The sequence below is a fragment of the Leptolyngbya sp. FACHB-8 genome (genome assembly GCF_014695575.1).
GTDB lineage: Bacteria > Cyanobacteriota > Cyanobacteriia > Elainellales > Elainellaceae > Vacuolonema.
Genome location: NZ_JACJOO010000018.1, coordinates 1 through 24,007 on the forward strand (window position 1 = coordinate 1; position 24,007 = coordinate 24,007).

The window sequence follows — 24,007 nt, forward strand, 5'->3', positions numbered from 1 at the left end:
GGGAGGTGATTGAAGGAGTGAAATTCAAGGATGGGATCCGAGTAGACCCAAAAACCGACATCAGCAAGAACGCCGCTTAATCTTTCTTCGTACACCAGATTTGACGATAACTCGGTTAAATATAGCGGCGGGTAACCGCGTTAAGTACAAAAATGGTGGTGTAGGGAGCAAAGAGGCCTACACCACCGTGCGGAACCAACATGCAAAGCGCCATAAACGGCTTAAAATTTCTTGTGATTCGATTTGCTACAGGGAAACAAAATATCTGCAATTTTGACTCCAGTGAAAATAAGCAAGCCGACCACTACAATGCTGACGTAGATCGGTACAACAAAAACCATAAGATAAGTTCTCCGCTGAAATCAAAACAGCCGATATCCACGTTTTTATAGCACTTTGACGTTGACGAAGTATGGGAATGTGGGAGGTGAGCAACCGCACTACTGTTGATTTATGCTATATATATGGCAGCTTTTTTAACTTAGCGAATAGATATGACAATGCTATGAACCTAGTATTGCGATCGCCCGTTTTCATGGGGTAGCAGGAGAAAACATATACAGGGGTCAGAAGATAAAACTACTTCTAAATTCCAGATTTTGTTTTAGGTGCTTCGCCCTCACACAAAATCTGGGTTTTAGAGGTTTTACCCTGTACTGGTACCACAATCTGTCAGCTCTCAACCCTTGCGCATAATGCCAGAATTGCTTGAACTAACGCTTCGGGCTCCACAGGTTTTGCTAGATGCTTCTGAAAGCCAGCGGCGATCGCCTGTTGATAATTCAACTCTCCTGCATAAGCTGTGAGGGCGATCGCTGGAATAGCTCCGCCCTGCTGGGAAGGCAAGGCACGAACATGCTTAATAAACATATAACCATCCATTTCGGGCATGCCAATGTCGCTTAATAGCACATCGGGTTTGTGCCGAACAAGGGTTTGTAAAGCGTCTTTCGCCGTCGCCGCTGCCATCACAGTAGCCCCAGCCTGTTCTAGCACAAACAGGAAAAAGTCACGGGTGTCCTGTTCATCATCCAGCAGCAGGATTCGTAAGCCTTTTAATGGAGTATGAAGGCTGGGGGACATCGGCGTTGCATCCTGAGTTGGGCTCCTGCCCCCTTTTTGTAGAGCCTCTTGCAGGATCGGTAACCTGACGACAAACGTGGCACCCTTTCCATCACCCAGGCTCATGGCTGCGATGGTGCCTCCATGCAGTTCAACAATGTGCCGGGCGATCGCCAATCCTAACCCTAACCCCCCAAACCTCCGGGTTGTTGCACCATCTGCCTGCCGAAAGGTATCAAATACATAGGGCAAAAACTCAGGATCAATCCCCTGTCCTGTATCGGTTACCTGGATTTGGGCGTAATGGGGCATGGCGAATGGGGAATAAGCAGAAACCGTATCTTCTAATAGTTTCCCAGGCCCCATGACCTTCTCTAACTTCACATCAATCTGCCCTCCCACCGGAGTAAACTTGACCGCGTTAGAGAGTAGGTTCCACGCTACTTGTTGTAACCGGCCAGAATCCCCAGAAACTTTGCCTATATCCGATTCAACATCAATATGAATTTGAACCGATTTAGTATTTGCAGCCAGGCGAATGGTTTCTACGGCTGCATGGATAATGTTCGCCAAGTCAAGGGGCTGACTATCCAACCGCAGTTTGCCCTGAAGAATGCGTGAGACATCAAGTAAATCTTCAATCAATTGGGTTTGTAGCTGAGCATTGCGTTCAATCGTTTCCAGGGCACGGGCTGTGGTAGCTGCATCGTATTGGCGCGATCGCAGCATCTTCGACCAGCCCAGAATTGGATTGAGGGGTGTTCGCAGCTCGTGGGAGAGAACCGCCAGAAACTCATCTTTAATCCGATTGGCGGCTTCTGCATCGGCACGTGCGGCCTGTTCGGCAGCAAGGCTACGGGCTAGAGCAAGCTGAGCCTGGCGCTGTTCTGTTACATCCCGGATTGTTACAACCGCCAGAATAATTTGTCCTTGCTTATCGCGAACAGGCGTGCCGTTATAGCTACCAAACCAAATTTTGCCAGTATCCCGACGATGAATCTGGGCCTCGTAATTAGAAACGGTTTCACCCTTCAAAGCTCTGGCAACCGGCCATTGTTCTACGGGAACAAAGTTACCCTGCAAATCCCACACTTCAAAGGTGTCTGGGAACTCGTGAAGATGTCGCTGTATTTGCTCCATGGTATCGTACTCATGCAAGGCAAGCGCTACCGGATTGCACGCCAGCAGATTGCCCTGGGGATCTGTAATGATTAATCCCTCTCGCATGTTGTTGATGACCGCTTCAAGCTTGTCCAGGCTCGTTCCGAGTTCATGAAGTAACTGTTCACGCTCGGCCTCTGATTTCTTGCGATCGCTAATATCCAAAAATGCTGCGACCGATCCTCGAACAACACCCTCATCATTCAATAATGGCTTAGCATAACCAAACAAATTAAATATACGACCGTCTCCCCGAACAATATCAACTTCCGTTCCTTTAATTTCTGTTTTGTGAATGGCAGCATAGCGTAAGGGAAATTCATCCGGAGTGAGCTCTTGCCCCTCTCTTACAAGCTTGTAAGTAGGAGGCGATGTTGTGTCTGGCGTATAAGAAACATTGGCATCTGGGGTAAGCCCCAAAATTTGAGCAAATGCCGGGTTGGATTTTACTTGTTTAAATTCGGAATCGGAGGCGATTAAGACGCCAATGGGAATGACTTCAAACAGTGTTTGCAAATCTTGGTTGAGTGCGGCGATCGCCTGTTCCCGCGCTTCAATGGCAGTCGCCATCTCATCAAAGGCTCGGGCCAGTTGTCCTAACTCCCCAGAGTCATAGGGCAGTTCCGTCCGGGCACCCAACTCGCCTCCCTGAAGCCGTTGAGTTGTACGGACAAGAGACTTGACCTTACGGGTAAAGAAGACATCACCCCCAAACCAGGCAGCGGTTAGGGCTAAAACGGTTACACATCCTAACCCCAGCAGATTTTGTCTTAAAAGCTGATTTCCTTTTGCAAAAGCAACCCTTTTAGGAACTCCAATACGAATATGAATACTTTGGTCGACAGAGCTATTGCCCAAGGTCGTAAAAGCATAAAGCCGCTCAACCCCATCTAAACCCAATGCTTCGGTTGTTCCCTCTTTTTGACTTAACACGACTTTCGTCATAGGAGAATTTGGCACGGATTTCCCGATCCAACGTTCTGAATCTGGATAACGAACCAAAACGGTGCCGTTGCGATCAGCTATGGTTACAACCGCTCCCTCAGGCAGCTCCATCTCAGTGACCAGTTGTTCCAACCACGACAGTTCCAGAGCCGCTAGCACGATTGCCTTCAGCTCACCAGCTTCATCGAGAATGGGATAAGCAAAATTGAGCGTCGCCTTCCCCGTGACGCGGCCAACTTGATATTCTCCAATGGTAAAATCACGGGTTTGCCGGGCAATGCGAAAGTACGCGCGATCGCTCACGTTGATGGATTCTGTCGCTTCAGGGGCGCTACACATGACGTTGCCTGCCGCATCGACCACACCCAACCCGGCATAAGCCTGGTATTCTGGCAGCAAGTTTGTCAGTAATTGATTACAGGCTTCTACATTCCCATTGCGGATTTCAGGCATTTGGGAAAGGGCAATCAGCAATTGACGCGCCCCTTCACTGGTTTGGCGTTGATTCGCTGCTGCAAACCGGGTTAATCGCAATAGATTCTCCTGCACCTCAGCCACTGCACTCCGTCGTTGCGCTGCGGCAGTATGCAAAATGAGCCCCAAGGCCGGAATAACCGCCAGGAGAACAAGCAACATTAAGCGAGTACGGAGACTAGAGAACCCGGGAGAACGGAACCAGGAGAGCATTATTGTTACGCCTTTTCTCCGCTTTATGGAACAAAGCTGCCCAATCATAATGCTGAAAAGCCAGCTTTAAGCTATAGCTATATTCACATCTTTTACCCCATCACAGCCGAGTCTAGAATCTTGAATTTTGCCTTTGATATAACAAAATTTAAGATTACAGACTTAGGTAATGCTCTAGACATGTAGATAGGGCGTGGTAAAAGGGGCACGAAGTCTCCCTTTCACCACACTCCATCTACATGTTGAAACCTGGTCAGACTAACCACAAGCAAATTCATTGACACTAAAAATAGAGAAGAAAATAGAGCCAAAACGAAGGCGAAAACAGATTACAAAATCCATCTAAAGATAGATCTATTTTATCTGCGTTTTCACCTATGCAAATTCAACACTAACGTCCTCATTTTTCTACGGCTCTGTGTTAGAAAAAGAAAAGTATTTGTTCTAGGCATAAGATAAGAGTCTACTCACATCTTAGGAGATTTCCAGCAATGAAATTACCCCCCAGGATGTTGGTGTTTTGCCCGCTTCGCGGGCAAAACACCAACATCCTGGGTAAATTCTTATGCAGAAACCTCCTTATGCCTAAAACAAAACCAGAGGGGTAGTTTCTGTCGCTTCGCCATAGAAACTACCCCTCTAGATTCTGATGTAGAACCGGAGTATTTAGAATCTGACTTTCCTCTGCAAAGGAATTATCCACCAGATAATACAAATCAATGCCGCTATGATGGCAGTACCAATGTGGGCCCATCTACCTCCTACTACTTCACTTAGAACCAATTGAGTAGTTGAGATTAAAGCAGTGGAGAGCGCAATTGTTCCAGCAATAATAATGCGAGTTGACATGCGTTTAAATTTTACGCGATGCCTTAATGGCCGTTCAACTCGGTGTTGTGCAGCTGGGGCACTAAAGCAAATCAGGCTAGTAATGGCAGAAATAAAAGCAACAATATAAACCCATTTCTCAACAGGAGCGATCTTTACAAATCCCTCGCTAAAGGGTAGAAGAACAAGAAACCCAGCTAATATTTGACTCCCCTGTTGCAGAACCCGAAGTTCCTGCAACATTTCATTTAAGCTTCTTGGATCATGATCACTGCTATTGAGCGTTTCTTGAGAAGTAACTGACATATCTTGCTTTTGCATGAGTTAATATGATAAGTCATGAAACTGAAAAGGTAGGAAATTCTACCCATCCTAGATGCTTAAATTAAGGATAAATTAAAAGGTACGCTAACGTCTCTATAAAGCGGAGTCTAAAGCTAAAAATCATTCTTTAGACAGAAACGAGCGTCCCTAATATTGTATTTCGCGGCGAATTAGAATTCTAATTTTTAATAGCGTAACCCTTGAAAAAAACTTGAGTTTTGGATTGGCAGAAGCAACACATATTTTGTTCAAAAAATATTAATTGTGCTTGCCCTTTATAGGAGCTCCTCCACCAACAAAATCTACCTTCTGAGGTGGGCGAGATACCCATCCCACAAAGCTTTTAGGGTAGAGAGGTACAGAGATAGATGTGGGACACTGCCCTATATCCACCTCTCTACCTTGAAGGGCTGCAAGTAAGTTTAAAATCACCGATTAAACAACCTGTAATTGTTTTTGAGAGAGGGGTGGCAAAGTCGTTCTTTCTTCAAAAACAATTACAGGCTATTTAATATACGATATTTGACTGTAATAAAGAGCGATGGGATATTTTGCGCACAAATCCTTATTACGGTCATTCAATGAGATGCTGTTATCTTGTCATATTGAATTGATGAACGCTTCTTTCACATGGAGAGACTCTGACATGGAAGCTGTCCGCCAAAATTTAGTAATCTGTTCACTTACTTGTTGTGGATAGAAGTAGTGAAAAAAGTAGCGACCACCTGGACACATCCAAAGGTGCGAAGCTGGATGCTCAAAATGATGCTGCCATTTCTGTAATTGATTTAAGCCAATAATCCCATCATCTACACTACCGCAAACCAGTAGGGGAACGGACACTGTAATAGGTAGTAAGTTTGTAGTACGAAATAAGTTATGGGGAGAGAGCGAAGAATACAAATCTTGCTCCAGCACTTTGACGAAAGATTCAATGGTGTCCTTTGAGGGGCAGCGCAACAGGCTATACACCATCTGGCGCAGAACCGTCTGCTGAGCACAAGGAAGCAACCGGCGCTGGGCGTAATAGTGGGCTTGCCAGTCGACTGCAGGGTGAGCCCCAACGGAAAGAAGCGTGAGCGATCGCACCCGTTCAGGATGCCTTTGGGCATAGAGTAACCCTAACAGTCCACTGATACCATGACCCAATAAATGAATGGGACGATCTCGCGACTTGAGATAGTCATGCAATAACACCAATGCTATTGCGAAGGAGGTGGGCTCATCGGGCGTCTGTTGATACTCCCACTGGGCCAGGGAAGTAGCCCGGGAGAGGCATCTGAGCAATGGGCGATCGAAGCCCTGCAAGGATGGACTAACGTTGAGCCAGAGGGCATCAGAAGAATGAGGCATTGCGAAATTCCTTAGCATTGCTGTTCAAGCAGTCTTTTAATGGTCAGGTCGGTGAGAAGCGTGTAGCTAGCGAGAACTAGGGTGTACTTTTGAGCTGCCTGAAAGAGCCGTCCTTAACCGTTGAATTGTTGTACATCTGCATAGTGGCCTTACAAGTCAAGAACCTCACTTATTGAGAATATAAATCAATAAGCTCACAAAACCTAGATTAAAATCTTTCGCAGTAATATGAGGTTAAGTATTGTTAACAGAATTTAAGAGCGAACTGGACGTTGTAGAGACAGAAGACTTATTATGTAAGGTTTAAAAGTTTGACAAGTCTACTGCTTTCAAGGCATTTGAATGTTCTAAGTCTATATGAAATAAGTTTTTTGCTAGCCGAACCCATTCCTACCTTATCCGGTTTGACATGGGTAACGAACCTAGAAGATGGATCAATTTACCAGAGCTTATTAGTACTAGATCTCAATAAGACTGCATATCCTCACAACATAGCTTCTATTGTGCGGGCGATCGCACTACACACCCTGTTCCCAACTCTCCCAACAAAAATGGCGAGTGTGATGCCCTTAGGCCACACTCGCCATTTTTGCGAGTTTTGATGCTGAATGTTTGCAAGCATTCAGCATCAATTCTTAGACTGGTTCAGCTTCTTGAGTTTGAGATTGATCCACAGGGCGACGTTTGAATTGTGTGACTGCGATCGTTGTAATAAAGGTGCCAACGGCGATCGCCGCAATGTACAAACCAATATTCCCAACGGCATTGGGGATAGCCAGAACAAAGATGCCACCATGGGGCGCTCGTAAGGTGCAATTGAACAGCATGGACAATCCCCCTGTTACAGCAGAACCGAGAATACAAGCGGGTAGAACGCGTATGGGGTCATTGGCTGCAAAAGGAATTGCACCTTCTGTAATAAAAGAAATGCCCAATACAGAAGCAACTTTTCCGGCCTGTTGTTCTGCCAGCGTAAACTTACGCTTCGCTATAAATGTGGCTAGAGCCAGACCCAGGGGTGGCGTCATACCCGCGGCCATCACAGCCGCCATCGGGGCATAGATGTTGCTGGAGAGTAACCCAACTGCAAAGGTGTATGCGGCCTTGTTGACAGGGCCACCCATATCTACCGCCATCATCGCACCAAGGATCAGTCCCAACAACACCGCGTTGGTGCTACCCATACCTTGCAGAAATGAAGTTAACCCATCCATGATGGCGCGTACGGGACCGCCAAACACATAGACCAGCAATAAACCCACCACGAGAGTTGCCAGTAACGGAATTACCAGCACCGGCTTCAAGCCCTCAAAGTTCGTCGGCAAGTTAATCTTATCGCGCACAAATAGGGCGACATATCCGGCTAAAAATCCGGCTAAAATGCCGCCGAGAAAACCCATACCCAGGTTGGCCGCCAGCATCCCACCGATCAGGCCAGGAGCCAGACCAGGACGATCGGCAATGGAGAAAGCAATATAACCTGACAGGACGGGAACAATCAGTGCAAAAGCAGATTTTCCGCCAATTTGCATTAAGGCATCACCAAACGTACCCTCCGGTGGATTAATGCCAAACACGAAAGACAGGGCAATGATCAAACCCCCTGCTACGATAACGGGCAACATGAAGGATACACCCGTTAGCAGGTGCTTATAGGGACCAAGGCGTTTCTGCGATCGCTCCGCCTTAATCCGCTGCACCGAGTCTAAATAGGCTTGCCCACCACCCTGGGGAGCGGGAGCGGCGAGAGCAGCCCGGACGACCTCAGAGCCATCGTGAATCGCAGCCTTTGTGGAAGTTTCATACACTCGCTTACCGTCAAAGCGGGACAAATCCACATGGGTATCGGCCGCGATGACCACTGCATCGGCTCGTGCAATTTCGTCTTCCGTCAAGGCCGTTTTTGCCCCAACAGACCCCTGGGTTTCGACCCGCATCTCATGACCCAGTTTGGCAGCTCCTTGCTTCAACGCTTCAGCGGCCATAAAGGTATGCGCAATGCCCGTGGGACAGGAAGTAATCCCCACTAAGAATTTAGAACCCGTTGTAGGCGTTGTTGCGGCAAGAGCCGCCGTCGCTTCTGTTGGTTCATCCGGCATGGGGTCATGGGGATGGGGCGTCGTTTTAAGCCGCGAAAGATCAGGAGCCGACTGTAGCAGGGTGACTGCATTCTGAATCACCATCTCTGTATTGCGAATCGCCTCACTACTCGACACTGCATAGATCGGCTTGCCTGCGAAGCGCTCCCGATCAAACTGGTGATCGGTACCGACAATTACCAGATCTGCCGCCTGAATATCGTCGTTAGACAGCGATGCTACACCCGGATCTTCCGCTTTTAGTTGATGCCCTAACGCTTGAGCCGTACTCTTTAGGGCTTCCGCCGCTAAATGGTTGTGCGCATCTCCCGCTGCACTGTTAGTTACCGCAACAATTTTTGTCATTCGATCTATCCTGATTTACACAAAAGTGAATAACTAAAGAATGAAATTGTGAATGCAAATACTCAAAGGAAAACCTTTCTTCTCTCCGTTGCCTGCCCTCTGACGTCCTAATCCAGATGCCGCAATGTGACGCGATCGCCATACTCTGCAATCGTCGCCATCGGTGGCAGCCGGGGACCAATCTGCGTGAGCGCCCCCATCGCAAATGCTGTTCCCAGGCGGGCGCAGGCATCTAAGGGCTTCCCCTGAATGTGAGCCGCTACAGTCCCCGCGACCATCGCATCTCCGGCTCCCACCGTACTTTTCACATCGACCGATGGCGGTTGCGCGTGAATGGCATTATCCGCATCCACAAACAACGCGCCATCCGCTCCAAGCGACACGACCACCCAACGAATACCCTGCTGCACCAGAGAACGGGCTGCTTCAACAAGGCGAGCTTCAGTATCGAGGGATTGCCCCAACACCTCCTGCAACTCCAGTTGATTGGGTTTGATGAAATCGGGAGCGGCGGCGATCGCCTGCTGCAACGGGGGGCCACTGGTATCGAGAACGACGTGTTTTCCAGCTTGCTTAAGGCGGGTCGTCATCTCTTGGTAAATACTGGGCGGCACTCCAGCCGGTATGCTCCCCGATAGGATGAACCACTCATGGCGAGCCGCTAACTGCTCAAACACCTGGTCTAATTGTTTTAGGTCGTCCTCGACAGGAGATTGGCCGGGAAAGTTGATATCCGTCACCTGTTGCTGGGCTTCGTCCACAATTTTGACGTTGACGCGGGTGTTGCCAGCGATGCGAACAAAGTGATTGGCGATCGCCTTTTGCTGAAACAGCGCTTCAAACCGCTCTGGATTCTCGCGGCCCAACAATCCGGTCACGCTAACGGCATAACCGTAATCCGCTAGAAAGGAGGCGACATTGACCCCTTTTCCTCCAGCATCCGTTTGTTCCCAAGCCACTCGGTTCACCGCATTGGGGGTGAAATTGGGAATAGCCGCTGTCTGGTCAACAGCCGGGTTTAGCGTTACGGTGACGATGCCCGGCGATGGAGTAGTCATAGACTGCGAACCTCCTCCGCGGTCTGGCAACGCAGCGATCGTTGAGCCAGTTTTTGCATGCGCGTCAGAGGCAGACTACGAATGCGCGCTTTCACCGCCGGAATGCTGGCAATACTCATGCTGAGTTCCGACACCCCTAGCCCCGTGAGAATGGCTGCACCGAGCGGATCTCCCGCAATACCGCCGCAGACACCAACCCACTTACCCTCAGATTCGGCGGCTTCGACGGTCTGGGCGATCGCTCGCAATACCGCTGGGTGCAACCCGTCTGCCTGCTTGGCCAGAGCCGGATGCCCCCGATCCATGGCCAACAGGTATTGCGTCAGATCGTTGGTACCTACTGAGAAGAAATCGACTTCCCGGGCAAACTCCCTGGCCATTAGAACAACGGATGGCACCTCCACCATCATCCCAACTTCTAAAGGCGGTGCATTAAGGCTGCGCCGTACAGACTCCAAAATCGCCTTGGCAGCTCGTAGCTCCTCTAAGGTTGCCACCATAGGAAACATGATGCGGAGGTAACCCGACGAGGCTGCTTGCAGAATGGCACGCAGCTGCGTCTCAAATAGCTCCCGCTGAGTCAGACACAGGCGAATGCCTCGTACTCCCAAAAATGGGTTCTCTTCTGCGGGCAGATTTAGATAGGGAATTTCCTTATCACCACCAATGTCCAATGTCCGCACAATCAGGGGCAAGCCGTTCAAACTTTGGGCCATGCGCTGATAAGCGGCGCTCTGTTCTGCTTGGGTGGGCGGCTCTGTGCGGTTTAGGAACAGAAATTCGGTACGCAGGAGGCCTACTCCTTCACCCCCCGCTAGAATCGCTTGCTCGGCCTCCTCCGGTGCCCCAATGTTGGCAACTACCTCGACTCGATGACCATCTGGGGTCAAGGCAGGTTGGAAGCGTGATTGCCATTCCACATCCCGCAACGCCAGGTGCTCCTGCTGAGCCTGGGCTGCAACGACCAAATCGGCTTCGGAGGGTTGGGCGTAAAGAACACCGCGATCGCCATCCAGCACTGCCACCCCACCCACAGGCAGGGAGAGTACAGTCTCTCCAGCACCTACCACAGCAGGAATGTTGAGCGATCGCGCCATAATCGCGGCATGGGATGTCGCCCCACCCCGAGCCGTACAGAAGCCTTGAATCCGGGCCGGATCAAAACTTGCCGTGTCTGAGGGGGTCAGATCGTTCGCCACTAAAATCACAGGCGTGTCGGGCAATTGCACAGTCTCATCAACGCGCTCTGCCAGGTGCCGCAGCACTCGTTGACCAACATCGCGCACATCTGTCGCTCGCTCTGCCAGCAGCCGATCGCTCAGTCCTTCTAATGTCTTCGCTCGCGCCTCAGTTTCCTGTTGCCAGACTGAGGCTGCAGTTTGCCCAGAGGCTAAGCGAGCGGTGGTCGCTTGCAACAACTCAGGGTCATCCAAGAATTCCTGATGTGCTTGAAAGATGGCAGCTTTTCCGGCACCGGCTCGTTGTTTTACCGTGTCATATAAATCGGATAGTTCTGCTTTAGCCGTCGCGATCGCGGCCAACAACTTCCGCAGCTCTGCTTCGGGGCTTTCGGCCGTTTCAGAGAAGATGAGGCGGCTGCGTTCATAGCGGTGTAGGGGAGCGATCGCAATTCCCGGTGAAGCAGACACTCCATTGATGCTAGGTGAACTCAGGTTAAGGGCTGGTAACTCAATAACGGGGGTTGTTGGCTCCTCATCGGTTTCCTCTAATCCCTCTTCAACAGCAACTTGCAACGCTTTCAGGGCGGCGGCAGCATCCCTTCCTCGGGCCATCAAGCGAATTGTGCTACCAGACTCTACCCCCAGCTTTAGGAGGGACATTAAGCTTTTGCCATTGGCCGTGCGATCGCCACACCGCACCTGAATGTCTGCATCAAAGGCTTTAGCTCGTTCTACAAATGCCGTCGCCGGGCGGGCATGTAGTCCTGATTTGCCTCGAATAACTAAATCAACGCCCTGCTCAAACTCTACATCCTGCTGATGACCATTAGACGAGCCTGCAGTCTCGGTCGTGGAGCGGGTTAACCGTTCGATGATTTCGCTGGGGTCATTGGTGTGAACTAATCTTTGTACCGCAGCCGGGTCATCTAACACATGAGTCAGGTTTGTGAGAATTTGTAAGTGCTCATCCGAGCGGGCTGCAATGCCTACAACCAGATGCACTCGTTCCCCGGGATTCCACTCCACTCCATCCGGAATCTGCGTCACCGAAATCCCTGTTTTGCGAATCCAATCTCGGTCTTGAGGCTGCCCGTGAGGAATGGCGATGCCATTACCTAAATAGGTGTTCGCTTGCTCCTCTCGCCGCAGCATACTATCGACATAACCGGGTTCTACAAAACCGCTATCAACCAGCAATTTTCCCGCTTGTTGAATTGCCTCTCGCTTGTTGCCAGGTCGAGCTTTCAGACAAACATTTTCCAGCCCTAAATTAATCATTCACACAATCCTTCAACAGCTTAAAAATTTAATGCTTAAAAACTCTCCCCCAACAGGGGGTGGCAAAAACTCATATTGCTGTACACAGGCGATGCGCAATGCCTGTTGTACAAAAGCCTCCAAAGAGAACGCAAGCCAAACAACCACGGTGTAGCTTCAGCCCTAACTTTCTTGATTATGAAAGTAGAAACTACTAAATTGAAGGCCACTTCAAAAAACGATAGGTTTTATCCTTCAAAGCAATGTTTTATTACATTAAGGCTGTCTAAAACCACCCTAAAGTAGGATGAAAATTCTTAGTTAATAAAATGTCTAATACTTAAGATAAAGTCGCTAATTTTAGCGCAAAACAGACAGGTTTGCTTCTGTTCAATACCTTCACTGAACTCCCAGTTGCCTTACTAAGGATTACAAACAAAATAGCCTGTAATTCTTTTTGTGGGAGGGGCAGCGAAGCCGCCCCTCCCACAAAAAGAATTACAGGCTATTTAATACACGATACTAAGCATTGAACTACCTAGCGGTAGGTAGGATTAAATATGAAGCCCCAAAAAGCTATGCTGTGTGCTTCGCAAACGGCACAGCCTGCTGAATAGAGTTAGGCTGTTAACTAGCCCTAGACCTGTTTTAGTAGGTGCCTGGGTGCCATTATCCGGGATGTAGTAGAACTTGCCAAAATTGCAAATGAGATTGCGATTCGAAATCCGGTTCTCGTATTGGTTGTTAAAGAAATTAGGAGTTAAAGACGACAAGAAGCAGAAATCCGTAATAATTCCGTTAAAATTTGATCAAGCAAGATTGAGTGGTACAATCTATTAAATTATTGATGAGCTCGGCTTGGTAATCTTATTTTTGAAGGTGCATTTTGGCGAAGCTTCAAAGTTTAGCGATCGCTAAATTTGCACCACCTTTAAATCTGTGTTTTCTCTTCACTATGCAGGTTTAAAGTGTCTGTAGCGTCCGAAAGCACAAAGATTACATCAAGCGAAAGCACAAAGATTACATCAAGTACTGTAGCCTCAATGTGAGATAAGTTCCACTGCCCATTTTGGTGTGTGCAGAGTACATCAGAATGGCTGTTTCGAAGGTAGTACAAAGCGCGTTACTCGAAGTTCTTAACCCAAATTCAAGCCACCGTACTTTCAGTGATGAAAGGCGTTGGTGCAGAAAATGAGAAATTAAATGTCCGTTTTATCCAGGCTACTTTACCGATAACTGCAAAGGGCTATCCTCCAATTTGGGGTACGGTTGGGTCAATTCATTCCATTGCAGACTACTGGATTATTTCCATGCTCTCTAGAAGGTTCTACTCCCCCAAACCTGGACAAATTGCACTGACCTTAGCCACGATTTTAGGCCTGTCCTATGGGACAAATCAGGCGATCGCCTCCGCATCTACTCCATCTCCAACACCGTCTCATTCATCTCTTCTCATTAGCCAAGCAACAAATACCCAAGCTGATCCAAGCTGGGCAGAAGGGACAAGCTCTGTCATCACCTACACTCAAACCCAGGGAGGCCACGATCGCCCAGTTCGCGCGGTTGCCTTTAGCCCTGATCGGCAGTTTCTGGTAACCTCAGGGGGCGATCGCACGATTAAGGTATGGGATACTCGTAACCTCAGAAATGATCCTGGAAACCCCGCACGTGTGCAAAATATTGTCGTGAATGCGGGCGATCGTGAGATTGTGTCCCTTGCCTTTAGCCCCGATGGTAGCCTTCTAGCCAGTGGTAGTTTGAATGGAACCGTGCGGTTATGGAACTGGCGCACAGGGCAATTGGTTCACACCTTATCAGGCCACTCGGATATTGCAAACTCGCTCAGTTTCACACCCGATGGACAAACCCTGGCAAGTGGTAGTGGTGATAACACGATTCGCTTCTGGGATGTCAACACGGGTGATCAGAAATACCTGCTTACAACTGGACAGGCGGTTAACAAAATTGCCTTTAGTCCTGATGGTGCCACGTTAGCTGTCACCGGAGCCGACAGAATGGGGTCTCTATGGGAGTGGCAGGAGGAAGAGGAGCCAATTCTTACCTCTCGGGTCTATGCTCGCTCGATTCAAACCCTGGCCTTTAGCCCCGATGGGCAACTATTAGCCTTTAGCCCAGATATGCAAAGTCCTGCGGGCCCCGTACCGGAGGGTAACCGTGAAGACTACAACACAATTCACCTGCTGGATGCGGAAGACTTCAGCGAGGTTGGTGAACCCTTGCGGGGCCACAGCGACTACATTACAGGATTGACCTTCAGCCCCAGCGGGCACCTGATAGCGAGTGCAAGTCTGGATGGCACCGTTCGGCTTTGGGACATCGAGCAGCAGCGGCTTGTCCGAACATTCCAGGGCAACACGAGTGCTGTGCTAAGCGTTGCATTTCGGCCCGATGGACGAGCTCTGGCCATCGGCAGACGAGATGGCAGCGTGAGTATATTTCTTTCACGTGAATAGGATTCTAAGCGCTTTGCTAGGAGACGTGTTTTTCGTGCGCGTTGCGCACGAAAAACATCTTTAAGGCAGCAGTTGTGTTGGAGGCTTAAGCGATCGCCCGGTTATAAAATTGCATCATTTCACCAAACCATTGATGACGGGACGCTTCCCAGGTATAAAACATGTGTCCACCCTGAAAATGGCGAATGGTTAAATTGGGGCGCACTGCAGGATTAAGCTTCATCAAGTCAGCTAAATGGTTGGAAGCAAAATAAGGTGTAACCAGATCAAACAATCCGTGAGTGATATAAACCTGCATGTAGGGATTCAAGGTCATTCCAACCCGCAAATCATCCACTGCACCAATAAAACCCTGTTTCAAGCCACCTTTGAGCTCGAATTTCCAGGCTTTGAAGGTATCAAAATTCAGCAAATGGTAAGTCAAGTTTGTTTCAACCCCTAACGTACCTCGTAGGTGGCTATTGATAGCCCCTGTAAACAATCGATCCAGGCCATCTAAGGTGGGGTCGGTGCCTTCGTAGAGGGGGCGATCGGGGAAGGGATCGATCGCTGTAATCGAGGCATCATACAGGCCCACAATGCGTTGCTGATCACGTAGCAATTCTCGGGCAAATACTTCAATACCAATGCGTCCACCGTGGCGGGCTACTAACGTTACAGGCAGCCCAATTAAATTTGCACATTGCTGGTAAGCCTGTTGCCGCTCATCTTCAGGGAGAGCGTCTCCCATAGCTAGTAAAGGAATCAGGGTTTTGCGGGCAAATGATTCAGCTGCCGCGAGGTGAGTCTGCAAATTCTCGCCAGCCAATTGGGCACGGTTATGGTGAGCTGCCGACCCTGCCATAGAAGGGAGCACCGTCGCCCAAGTCGTCAGGTTGTAGTCAGTTCCTTCTAATAAACTGAACTCGAGTGCCGGAGAAATAAGAATAGCCCCTGACAACCCTACACCAAATTCCTGTTGCAATTTACGAGCTAGCTTCGCCACTCGGAACCCTCCATAGCTCTCCCCAGCAATGAAAATAGGCGATAGCCAGCGATTATGTTTCGAGAGGAAGTTCTGAATGAACTCTCCCAAAGCTTTCAGGTCTCGTTCAACTTCCCAAAATTCCGTTTCTTTCTCCTCCGGCTTCTCAGATTTTGGCTTCTCATCTGCTTTAGCCTCCTCCTTCTCAGGGGAAACAGCCCGGCTAAAACCCGTTCCTACCGGATCGACGAACACCAGATCTGTAAAGCTCAACCAACTTTCTAAATTATCGACAACGTTGACCGGAGGTCGCAGTAAGTCTCCCTGTTCCCCAAAGGCAATCCGCTTTGGGCCTAATGCCCCCATGTGTAAATAGGCAGAAGCAGCACCAGGCCCACCATTAAATACAAAGGTGAGCGGACGGGGCGTTGAGCCCTGATGATCTACCAAATAAGCCACATGAAATATTTCGGCGATCGCCTTCTCACGCTCATACAGAGGTTGCCACTCGGCGATCGCCGTATAGTGAATCGCCCCATCCGCCAGGGAGAGAACATGGGTTGTCGTGCTAGATTTACGAGCTGTAGAGGTGAAGGAATCGGACATATAATGCTTCCCAGCGTATTTTCTCACTTAAACGTTAACAACACTTCCACAAACTCGAACAGTTCAGCAATGCTCATTTTAGAATCCGGCCCGAAAATCGCTCGTCTCAGGTGAGCGGTCTTCGGGCTTCAAAGCCGAGAGTTCGTGCCCTACAAGCACGAACTCTCGGCTTTGAAGCTTACCATGAGGACCGCCGCGAATAGTTTTGTAGATTGCAAATGCATCCTAAAACCCGGAAAAAGTGCACTGCGCGAACTCTGTCTTGATTGTAGATTTTTTGGATGTACGAAGCACGTTCAATAACCTTCTGGTTCAAAGCATGTATTACCCTACCATTCAAAAAATATTAGGGCTTACGCACGCTCACCATATTTGGAGCATTTATGTTGTGTGTAGTGTGCGAAGCACATCACACACAACATAAATGCGTAAGCCCTGAACATTTACGATTCCTGTATTTCAAGAGGAAGTTGCACGGTAAATCGAACAAGAGCGTTAAAACTTTCTGCCTTAATAGAACCGCTTAAATGTTCCACTAAACGTTTTACCAGGGCTAGTCCTAGGCCGGTGCCACCATGTTTCCAGCGATCGACATTGGCGACGCGGTAAAACTTCTCAAATAGGTGAGGTAAAACGTCGGCTGGAAGTTCTACCCCAGAGTTGCAGACCTGAATTTGCACAGTCCTATCCTTAACCCAGGACGTTAGGATAATTTGCTCATGGGGCGGCGTGTACTTACAGGCGTTGTGTAGCAGTTCAACGATAATTCGGTTCAGTGCCGATACATCCGTTGTGATGCAGGGGAGATCAGGAGACAAGTCCACAGTGAGTTGCTGTTGTTGTTCCTGAGTACGAACAAAAAAGGGTTCAGCAATAGAAACTAGCAGATCATTCAAATCAACGCTTTCTAAGTCGAGCACTTGAACATTAGCTTCCAGACGTTGCAAGTCCAGCAGGTCGTTAATCAAGTTGAGTTCCTGGGTGCAGCCCTCCTCCAGGATTTCGACGTAGCGGGTGAGCCGATCGCCCTGAAGCCCTGGATGGCTCAGGCTTAGCTTCACCATTTGAATGGCCATTTTGATATTAGCCAGGGGCGATCGCAGTTCGTGAGAAACGGTACTGAGAAAATCATCCTTCAACTGTCCCAACTGTTCCAGCGCTTTTACCTGACTTTGAGCTGCTTGATATAAGCGAGATTGACGTAAAGCGATCGCTGTTTGGATGCCAATCTGCCGTAACAAACTCACCTCCCAGGATTGCCACTCGCGGGCTCCGCTATTCTGGTAGGCCGCCAAAAAGCCCCAGAGTTTCTCATCCACAAAAATGGGGGAAATCACATAAGCTTTCGCCTGAAATTGCTCCAGTAAATCGATGTGGCACCGGGCGTGCCCAACAGCATAGATGTCGTTAACTGCGAACATTTCATTATTTTGATACCGTCCTCCCTGAGTTTCCTGCAAATAGGTGTCTTCCCATCTCTTCTTGATGTGCCCTCCCACCAGGGGTACCCACCCATCTCCTACCGACTCTGCAATAAACTCCCCACTCCAATCCTCTGCAAATTGATAAACCGCAACCCGGTCAACCTGAAGCGTCTGACGGGTTTCGTTCAATACAGTTGCTAAAATTTCCTCTAAATCCAGCGAGCGATGAATATTTTGAATAATTAAACGCAATAACCGTTCTTGTTCAGCTTGTTGTTGCAGGGATTGAGTTCTCTCCCGTACCCGTTGTTCAAGCTCCTGATTCAGTTGTTGCAAAGCAGTTTCTGCCCGCTGGCGTTCTGCCAGCTCCAACTGAGTTTGTCGATAGAGATTAGCTTGCTGAATAGCGATGGCGACTTGATTCGCCAGTTGTTTTAATAATTGAATTTCATCCTCTGTCCACTGTCGTGGTTGAGTACAGTGGTGGGCAATTAACAATCCCCACAACCCGTTGGGTTGCATGATAGACACCACAAGATTAGCCCGAACCTGGAACTGCCGGAGGAAATTTGCATAGCAAGGTGGAATACGAGCATCGTCAATGTCGGCGATCGCTCGCACCTGTTCATCAAAATAATGAGTGAGCAACTCTAATTTCAGACATAGATCGCCAATCTCCTGGCCCAAAATAGCCTGCCAATTCTCGTTAACGGACTCCTGCACAACATGGCCCTGCCCCTCAGGGTTGAGCTTGAAGAGAATCACGCGATCGGTCTGTAAAACCTGGCGTACTTCCGTCACGGTAACTCGCAGAATGTCGTCCAGATTGAGGGACTGTCGAATCCGCTCCGTTACCATGCGAATTAACTGCTCTCGTGCCGCCGTCTGGTGGAGTTGGATTTCTGCATGCCTACGTTCTGCCCGAACAAGTGCCTCGCGCACTTCTCGTCGTGCTGCCTCTGCCAACCGGGTTAGATTCCCTTTCATCAAATAGTCGTGGGCTCCCTTCTTCATCAGGGCGACTGCAGCCTCTTCCCCAATCGTGCCTGACACCACAATAAAGGGCAAATCGAGTTGACTTTGCTGGACAATTTCTAGAGCGGCTCGGGCATCAAAGCTGGGCAAGCGATAATCAGAAATAATCAAATCCCAGGATTGATACATCAAAGCATTCCGTAGTGCATCCGCTGTTTGCACGCGTTCCCAGGTTAAATCAAAGCCGCTCCGGCGCAGTTCCCGTAATATCAGTAGAGCATCATCCTCGGAATCTTCGACGATTAAGACCTTGAGGGATTCACTCATAACGCTATCCCTCCCTCTGGCAGCGGTTCATTGAGTAACGCCCAGTAAAGCCCTAATTGCCGCACAGCTTCCGTGAAGTGTTCCATCTCAACAGGCTTTCGCACATAGCTATTGGCACCGAGGCTATAGCTTTCAACAATATCTCGGTCTTCACTGGATGAGGTGAGTATAACAACAGGCAACAGGCGAGTGCGTTCATTGGCCCGCAGTTCTCGAAGAACTTCCAACCCATCTAGTTTCGGCAATTTGAGATCGAGCAGGATGACACAGGGAAGCGAGTCTAACCTACCAACTAGCTCTAAGGCTTCTTCACCATTGTGAGCGACCAAAATTTCATTTGCCAATTTGCCGCGTCGAAGAGCACGGATGGTGAGGCGTTCATCATCAGGATTATCTTCCACGAGGACAATGGTGCGCAGGGAAGTCATAGCTTAAGCGTTTACTCCGGTGAGTAGCTTAGGGATCGTGAAATAGAGGGTAGCACCCTGCTCTACAGCGGCCTCTGCCCAGACCTGCCCACCGTGCCGATGAATTGCCCGTTGAACTGTAGCTAACCCAATGCCAGTACCCGGAAACTCATCCGTATTGTGCAAGCGTTGAAAGACGCCAAACAGTTTCGCTGCATAAGTCATATCAAAGCCTGCTCCATCATCACGGATAAAATAAATTAATTCTCCATGTTGTTTGATTATGCCAAATTCAATCCGTGCAGAGGAATGATGACTGGTGAACTTCCAGGCGTTTGCCATCAAGTTAGTGATTGTCACCGACATCAACGTTGAATCGGCAGATACGATCGCATTGGGTGCAACCACAAACTCTACCTGTCGCTCTGGTTCTGAGGCTTTTAGCTCCGCTGCTTGCCGCTCTACGAGTTTGGAGAGGTTTACCGTCTTAGGTTGCATTTCATAGCGAGAAATACGAGAGAGGTTCAGTAAATCATTAATTAACATGCTCATCCGCTGGACGTTATGCCGTATGCGAGCAAAATAGTCCTTTCCCTCTGCGTCAAATTGATCACCATAGTCTTCGAGTAGGGCTTTGCTAAACCCATCAATTGCCCGTAGAGGAGCACGTAGATCATGGGATACAGAATAGGCAAAAGCTTCCAGTTCTTGATTAGACGCTTTTAGTTGAACTGTCTTTTCTAACAGTTTCGCTTCAATTTGTTTACGTTCCGTAATATCCAATGTTGTACCGGTTAAAAGGATCACATTTCCTGCTTTATCGACCAATGTTTCTCCTTTAGATTGCATGTACGCAATAGAGCCATCGGTACAGCAGATACGGCACTCAATGTCGTAGGGTTGGTGAGTGTCAATGGCTTGTTGGATGCTTCGCTGATGCAGGTCGCGATCATCCGGGTGAATCAGTTGCTGAAGCTCCCTAAAAGATTTTGGCGTCCCCTCGACTGGGTCACGTTTGAATAAACGAAAGACTTCTTCAGACCAGCTAATTCTTTGAGTAACCAGGTCAAGCTCCCAGCTACCAAGTTTGCCAATGCGTTGAGCTTGCCTCAAGTGAATATCGCTTTTTTGAAGCTGGGCTTCTGTTTCCTTGAGCTGTGTAATATCTACGTGGCAACCAACCATCCGTAAGGGTTGCCCGGTAATATCCCAATCAATCACTTGGCCAGCACAAATTACCCAAACCGTGGAGCCATTCTTGTGTCGGTATCGCACTTCACTATAAAAAGGTTCCTCGCCATGACTTTGTATATGGCGATCGAGACATGCCAACGTCTCTGGTAGATCTTCTGCAAAAATTAGCTTCTGCCAGGTATCAACCTCATCCGGTAATTCATCTTCCCTGTATCCAAACATCCGCTTGATGCCGGGACTCCAGTAGTTGGTTTTGGCTGAAAAGTTCATATCCCAATATCCAGCCAAAACTCCGTCAAGAATGTTTTCAAGCAGGGCTAACTCCAGGCGGAGCTTTTCTGCCTGAAACCGCTCTGTTTCTGCTTGTTTACGATCGCTAACATCTAAGTTGACCCCAGTGCAACGCACGGGCTGACCATCAGTCCCCCGTGCAATCAGGTAATAGGAGGCAACATAGCGCAGGCTACCATCTGACTGCTGCACACGGAACTCAATAGTCCCCTCGCCTCTCTCTGCCAAGTCTTGATGTATCGTTGCCTGACAGTAGGCCAAATCATCCGGGTAGATCACCGCTTCCCAGTCTCGATAGGTAATGTCTCCGGCCCGCTGAAGCCCATAAAGCTCGTAAACACGATCGTCCCAACTCAAATGATTGTTGGCGATATCCCAATCCCACACACCCATTTTGGCGGCCTGTACGGCCAGGTTGAGGCGATCGCTCAGATCATGCAACTGATTCTCTACCCGTTTGCGATCATCAATATCGGTATGGGTTCCTATCATTCGTAGCGGCTGGCCGTCGGCATCCCATGCTACGACTCTACCTGAGGATAAAATCCATTTATAGTCGCCAGACTGGGTGCGTTGGCGAAATTCTACTTTGTATTGGGGTAGGGTTCCTGCAATGTAGGCTTGATAGATCGCCGCTACAGGTTCCTGATCATCAGGGTGAAGGCGTTCCAGCCACCAGGCATGAGTTTCGTGAAAGGTAACGGGGTCGTCATAACCTAGCATAAGAGCATATTCAGGGCTGACCACTGCTTCCCCCGTCTGGATATTGAGGTCATAAAGCCCCTGATTTGCAGCACCCAGCGCTAACCGTAGTCGCTCTTCACTCATGGCTAATTGCTGCTCAGCTTGTGCTTGCTGCCGAGCATTGGCAATGGTTTGCCCCAGTATTCCTAGCAGCCGAGCCGTCTCCTCATTCCAGAGCACAGGTTGGCTGAAAGAAGCAAACCCAAATAACCCGACAACTCCCATACGCCCTATCAGAGGGACGGAGAGGACTGCGACTAAACCAAAGCGCTGCCAACCCAGTTGATCAATTGCCGCCTCGGGGCCAAGCTCTGCAACATTTGGTACATAAACAATTTCTCGTTGTTGCAACTTGGCGACTGACCAGGGAAACGCAGCGAAAGGAACATGTTGTAGATGTGAAATTCGACAGGGGCAGTGAGGTTGAGACCACTCGTGGGTCATGCTCATGGTGCTGTTATCTAAATCAAATGTGACTAGATAGCTGCTGTCTACCTGAATAACCTCACTTATAAGCTGCAAGCTTCGTTCAATCTCTGCATCCAGACTATCGGAGCTCAGATTGACAAATCGACTCGTGATTTCAGCAATGAGCTGATTGAAATCTCGCTGTGTTTTTAGGGTCTGTTCAGCCAGTGTGCGATCGCTGATATCAACATGAACACCAAGCAGCCTAAGAAACTGGTGCCAAAAGTAGGGCAAGTTCCGTCCTTGATGAATCGATTCAAAGCTCGTTCTACTAACATAAGCAGAAAGGGCGGATTCGTTTCCACCCTTTTCGCCTGCCTTGCCGGAGCTGGCTTTCAGTAGAAAAGCAAGCCGTACCACCAAAAACAAAGCAAAAGCCAATATGATGAGGCCATCCGAACCTGTCGATAACCACATCAACTGGGGTTCCCACGGGTCACAGTTGCCCTGAGAAATCAGCACTAAATAGATAAGCTTGTCATAAAAGAATGGAATCATTATATTAAGTTGCCCCTCAATTAGCACTGTTCAGTACTTACACAAAATTTGAATAGTTTTTATCGTCGGTATGTTGAAAGACCACTAAATTAACTATTGTTAAGATTGGTTCGCAAGCTGACATCTCAATTATTCCAGGATACATGTTCTACTTCCCTAGCAACATCAAGTTTTTTAAGTAATCAATCGGCAACATCATTTTATTAAGTAGGTAGTTGCTATAGGATGCATCTCACTTACAAGTAAAGTTAAATGCTTATGATAAAAAGTGGTGCGGCGCAAAGCGTCGCACCACTTTTTATCATAAGCATTTAACCCGACATAATATCACTTACAAAAGTGGGTTTCTAAATCTGCAAAAGTGGGATGCACCCATTGCCATAAGATCCAAAAGATTGTGCTGACCGTGAAGCAGGCGGCCCGATCTTTTGAGTTCTATATTTAACATTAGTTCGGATAGTTTTTCTAAAACCCTTGTTTTGCATGCGCTAAGCGCATGCAAAACAAGGGTTTTAGAAAAACTATTCGGAGTGTTGATTGAACAATTGACAAGAAAAATCCAACCTTTGTTGGATTAGATTCAATGCTCCTTCGTTTATCACTAGAGATATACCCGAAGAGGAAAAGCTATGACTTCTGCGATTGAACAAAGCAATCAGATTCAGAAGCTACAAAGCCTGATCAAGGACATTGAGTATGGAATGCTGACGACAATCGATAACGGTTACTTGCGTAGTCGGCCGATGGCAACTCACAAGGAAATTGATGCGGATGGCATACTTTGGTTCTTCACCGATGTAACCTCTCATAAAGTGGCCGAGGTCGAGCAGGAACATCAGGTCAATGTTAGTTACTCAGCCCCTGACAAACAAACGTATGTTTCTATTTCAGGCAGAGCAGAGGTAGTAAGGGATCGTACAAAGATGCAGGAGTTATGGCATCCCTCCCTTAAAGCCTGGTTTCCGCAGGAGTTAGATGAACCTAACATTGCATTGCTCAAAATCACTGTAGAGCAAGCTGAGTATTGGGATTCGCCAGCAGGTTGGGTCGCCAAAACTCTGGGCTTTATCAAGGCTACGGCTACGGGAGAAAGAGCAGGAAGTGGTGAGAATGCCAAGATCAACTTGCAGTAATATGGCTGTCACCCACTAGCTTTTACCAAAAGGAGAGAGGTAGAACGAAATCCTACCTCTCTCTTATAACAACACCTTCAGTACGGAACAAAAAATAGAACTACCTCTAAAACCCAATTTTGTTGTGAAGGTGAAGCTCCCACAACAAAAAATTGGGTTTTAGAGTTTTTTTCTTGTACTCAAGAAAGCATATTTAGCTATC

12 protein-coding genes are annotated in these 24,007 nt (G+C 48.4%); 2 read left to right on the top strand and 10 right to left on the bottom strand.

Features of this window, described 5'->3' with window-relative positions:
- Positions 1-672: 672 nt before the first annotated feature.
- From H6F91_RS04215 to ptsP, 6 genes are all read right to left on the bottom strand, one after another.
- The gene (locus H6F91_RS04215) at positions 673-3,855 is read right to left on the bottom strand and encodes an ATP-binding protein (protein WP_206754898.1); all 3,183 of its coding nucleotides are present in this window, start codon (positions 3,853-3,855) and stop codon (positions 673-675) included.
- A gap of 666 nt (positions 3,856-4,521) precedes the next feature.
- The gene (locus tag H6F91_RS04220; RefSeq protein WP_190775780.1) at positions 4,522-5,004 is read right to left on the bottom strand and encodes a DUF6328 family protein; all 483 of its coding nucleotides are present in this window, start codon (positions 5,002-5,004) and stop codon (positions 4,522-4,524) included.
- 603 nt (positions 5,005-5,607) lie between these two features.
- Positions 5,608-6,360, bottom strand: coding sequence for an alpha/beta hydrolase (locus H6F91_RS04225; RefSeq protein ID WP_190775781.1), 753 nt, complete (start codon positions 6,358-6,360; stop codon positions 5,608-5,610).
- Positions 6,361-6,995: 635 nt separating this feature from the next.
- Positions 6,996-8,804, bottom strand: coding sequence for a PTS fructose-like transporter subunit IIB (locus H6F91_RS04230; RefSeq protein WP_190775782.1), 1,809 nt, complete (start codon positions 8,802-8,804; stop codon positions 6,996-6,998).
- Positions 8,805-8,911: 107 nt separating this feature from the next.
- Positions 8,912-9,862, bottom strand: a complete 951-nt coding sequence (gene pfkB / locus H6F91_RS04235) for a 1-phosphofructokinase (protein WP_190775783.1) — start codon at positions 9,860-9,862, stop codon at positions 8,912-8,914.
- Positions 9,859-12,321: a phosphoenolpyruvate--protein phosphotransferase gene (gene ptsP, locus H6F91_RS04240; protein ID WP_190775784.1), complete on the bottom strand. Its 2,463-nt coding sequence runs from the start codon at positions 12,319-12,321 to the stop codon at positions 9,859-9,861. Before ptsP ends, pfkB begins: the two co-directional genes overlap by 4 nt.
- Positions 12,322-13,610: 1,289 nt before the next feature.
- Here ptsP and H6F91_RS04245 point away from each other — a divergent pair.
- On the top strand, positions 13,611-14,774 hold the full coding sequence (locus H6F91_RS04245) for a WD40 repeat domain-containing protein (protein WP_206754899.1): 1,164 nt from the start codon (positions 13,611-13,613) through the stop codon (positions 14,772-14,774).
- Between the two features lie 85 nt (positions 14,775-14,859).
- On the opposite strand, the gene H6F91_RS04250 is transcribed toward H6F91_RS04245, so the two are convergent.
- From H6F91_RS04250 to H6F91_RS04265, 4 genes are all read right to left on the bottom strand, one after another.
- Complete coding sequence (locus H6F91_RS04250; RefSeq protein WP_190775786.1) at positions 14,860-16,344, bottom strand: peptidase S10; 1,485 nt, start codon at positions 16,342-16,344, stop codon at positions 14,860-14,862.
- Positions 16,345-16,787: 443 nt separating this feature from the next.
- Positions 16,788-19,070 (bottom strand): GAF domain-containing protein, encoded by a 2,283-nt coding sequence (locus H6F91_RS04255; protein ID WP_190775787.1) that lies wholly within the window; start codon positions 19,068-19,070, stop codon positions 16,788-16,790.
- Positions 19,067-19,498, bottom strand: coding sequence for a response regulator (locus tag H6F91_RS04260; protein ID WP_190775788.1), 432 nt, complete (start codon positions 19,496-19,498; stop codon positions 19,067-19,069). Before H6F91_RS04260 ends, H6F91_RS04255 begins: the two co-directional genes overlap by 4 nt.
- A 3-nt stretch (positions 19,499-19,501) precedes the next feature.
- Entirely contained in the window at positions 19,502-22,672 is a 3,171-nt protein-coding gene (locus H6F91_RS04265) for a PAS domain-containing protein (RefSeq protein ID WP_190775789.1), read from the bottom strand.
- Between the two features lie 629 nt (positions 22,673-23,301).
- Between H6F91_RS04265 and H6F91_RS04270 the strand changes: the two genes are divergently transcribed.
- The gene (locus H6F91_RS04270) at positions 23,302-23,805 is read left to right on the top strand and encodes a pyridoxamine 5'-phosphate oxidase family protein (RefSeq protein ID WP_190775790.1); all 504 of its coding nucleotides are present in this window, start codon (positions 23,302-23,304) and stop codon (positions 23,803-23,805) included.
- The last annotated feature ends 202 nt before the right edge of the window (positions 23,806-24,007 follow it).

Coding starts and splice junctions, on each gene's coding strand:
- H6F91_RS04230 (WP_190775782.1), bottom strand. CDS start 8,804: ATGACAAAAATTGTTGCGGTAACTAACAGTGCAGCGGGAGATGCGCAC.
- H6F91_RS04265 (WP_190775789.1), bottom strand. CDS start 22,672: ATGATTCCATTCTTTTATGACAAGCTTATCTATTTAGTGCTGATTTCT.
- H6F91_RS04255 (WP_190775787.1), bottom strand. CDS start 19,070: ATGAGTGAATCCCTCAAGGTCTTAATCGTCGAAGATTCCGAGGATGAT.
- H6F91_RS04270 (WP_190775790.1), top strand. CDS start 23,302: ATGACTTCTGCGATTGAACAAAGCAATCAGATTCAGAAGCTACAAAGC.
- H6F91_RS04245 (WP_206754899.1), top strand. CDS start 13,611: ATGCTCTCTAGAAGGTTCTACTCCCCCAAACCTGGACAAATTGCACTG.
- H6F91_RS04225 (WP_190775781.1), bottom strand. CDS start 6,360: ATGCCTCATTCTTCTGATGCCCTCTGGCTCAACGTTAGTCCATCCTTG.
- H6F91_RS04215 (WP_206754898.1), bottom strand. CDS start 3,855: ATGCTCTCCTGGTTCCGTTCTCCCGGGTTCTCTAGTCTCCGTACTCGC.
- H6F91_RS04250 (WP_190775786.1), bottom strand. CDS start 16,344: ATGTCCGATTCCTTCACCTCTACAGCTCGTAAATCTAGCACGACAACC.
- H6F91_RS04260 (WP_190775788.1), bottom strand. CDS start 19,498: ATGACTTCCCTGCGCACCATTGTCCTCGTGGAAGATAATCCTGATGAT.
- ptsP (WP_190775784.1), bottom strand. CDS start 12,321: ATGATTAATTTAGGGCTGGAAAATGTTTGTCTGAAAGCTCGACCTGGC.
- H6F91_RS04220 (WP_190775780.1), bottom strand. CDS start 5,004: ATGCAAAAGCAAGATATGTCAGTTACTTCTCAAGAAACGCTCAATAGC.
- pfkB (WP_190775783.1), bottom strand. CDS start 9,862: ATGACTACTCCATCGCCGGGCATCGTCACCGTAACGCTAAACCCGGCT.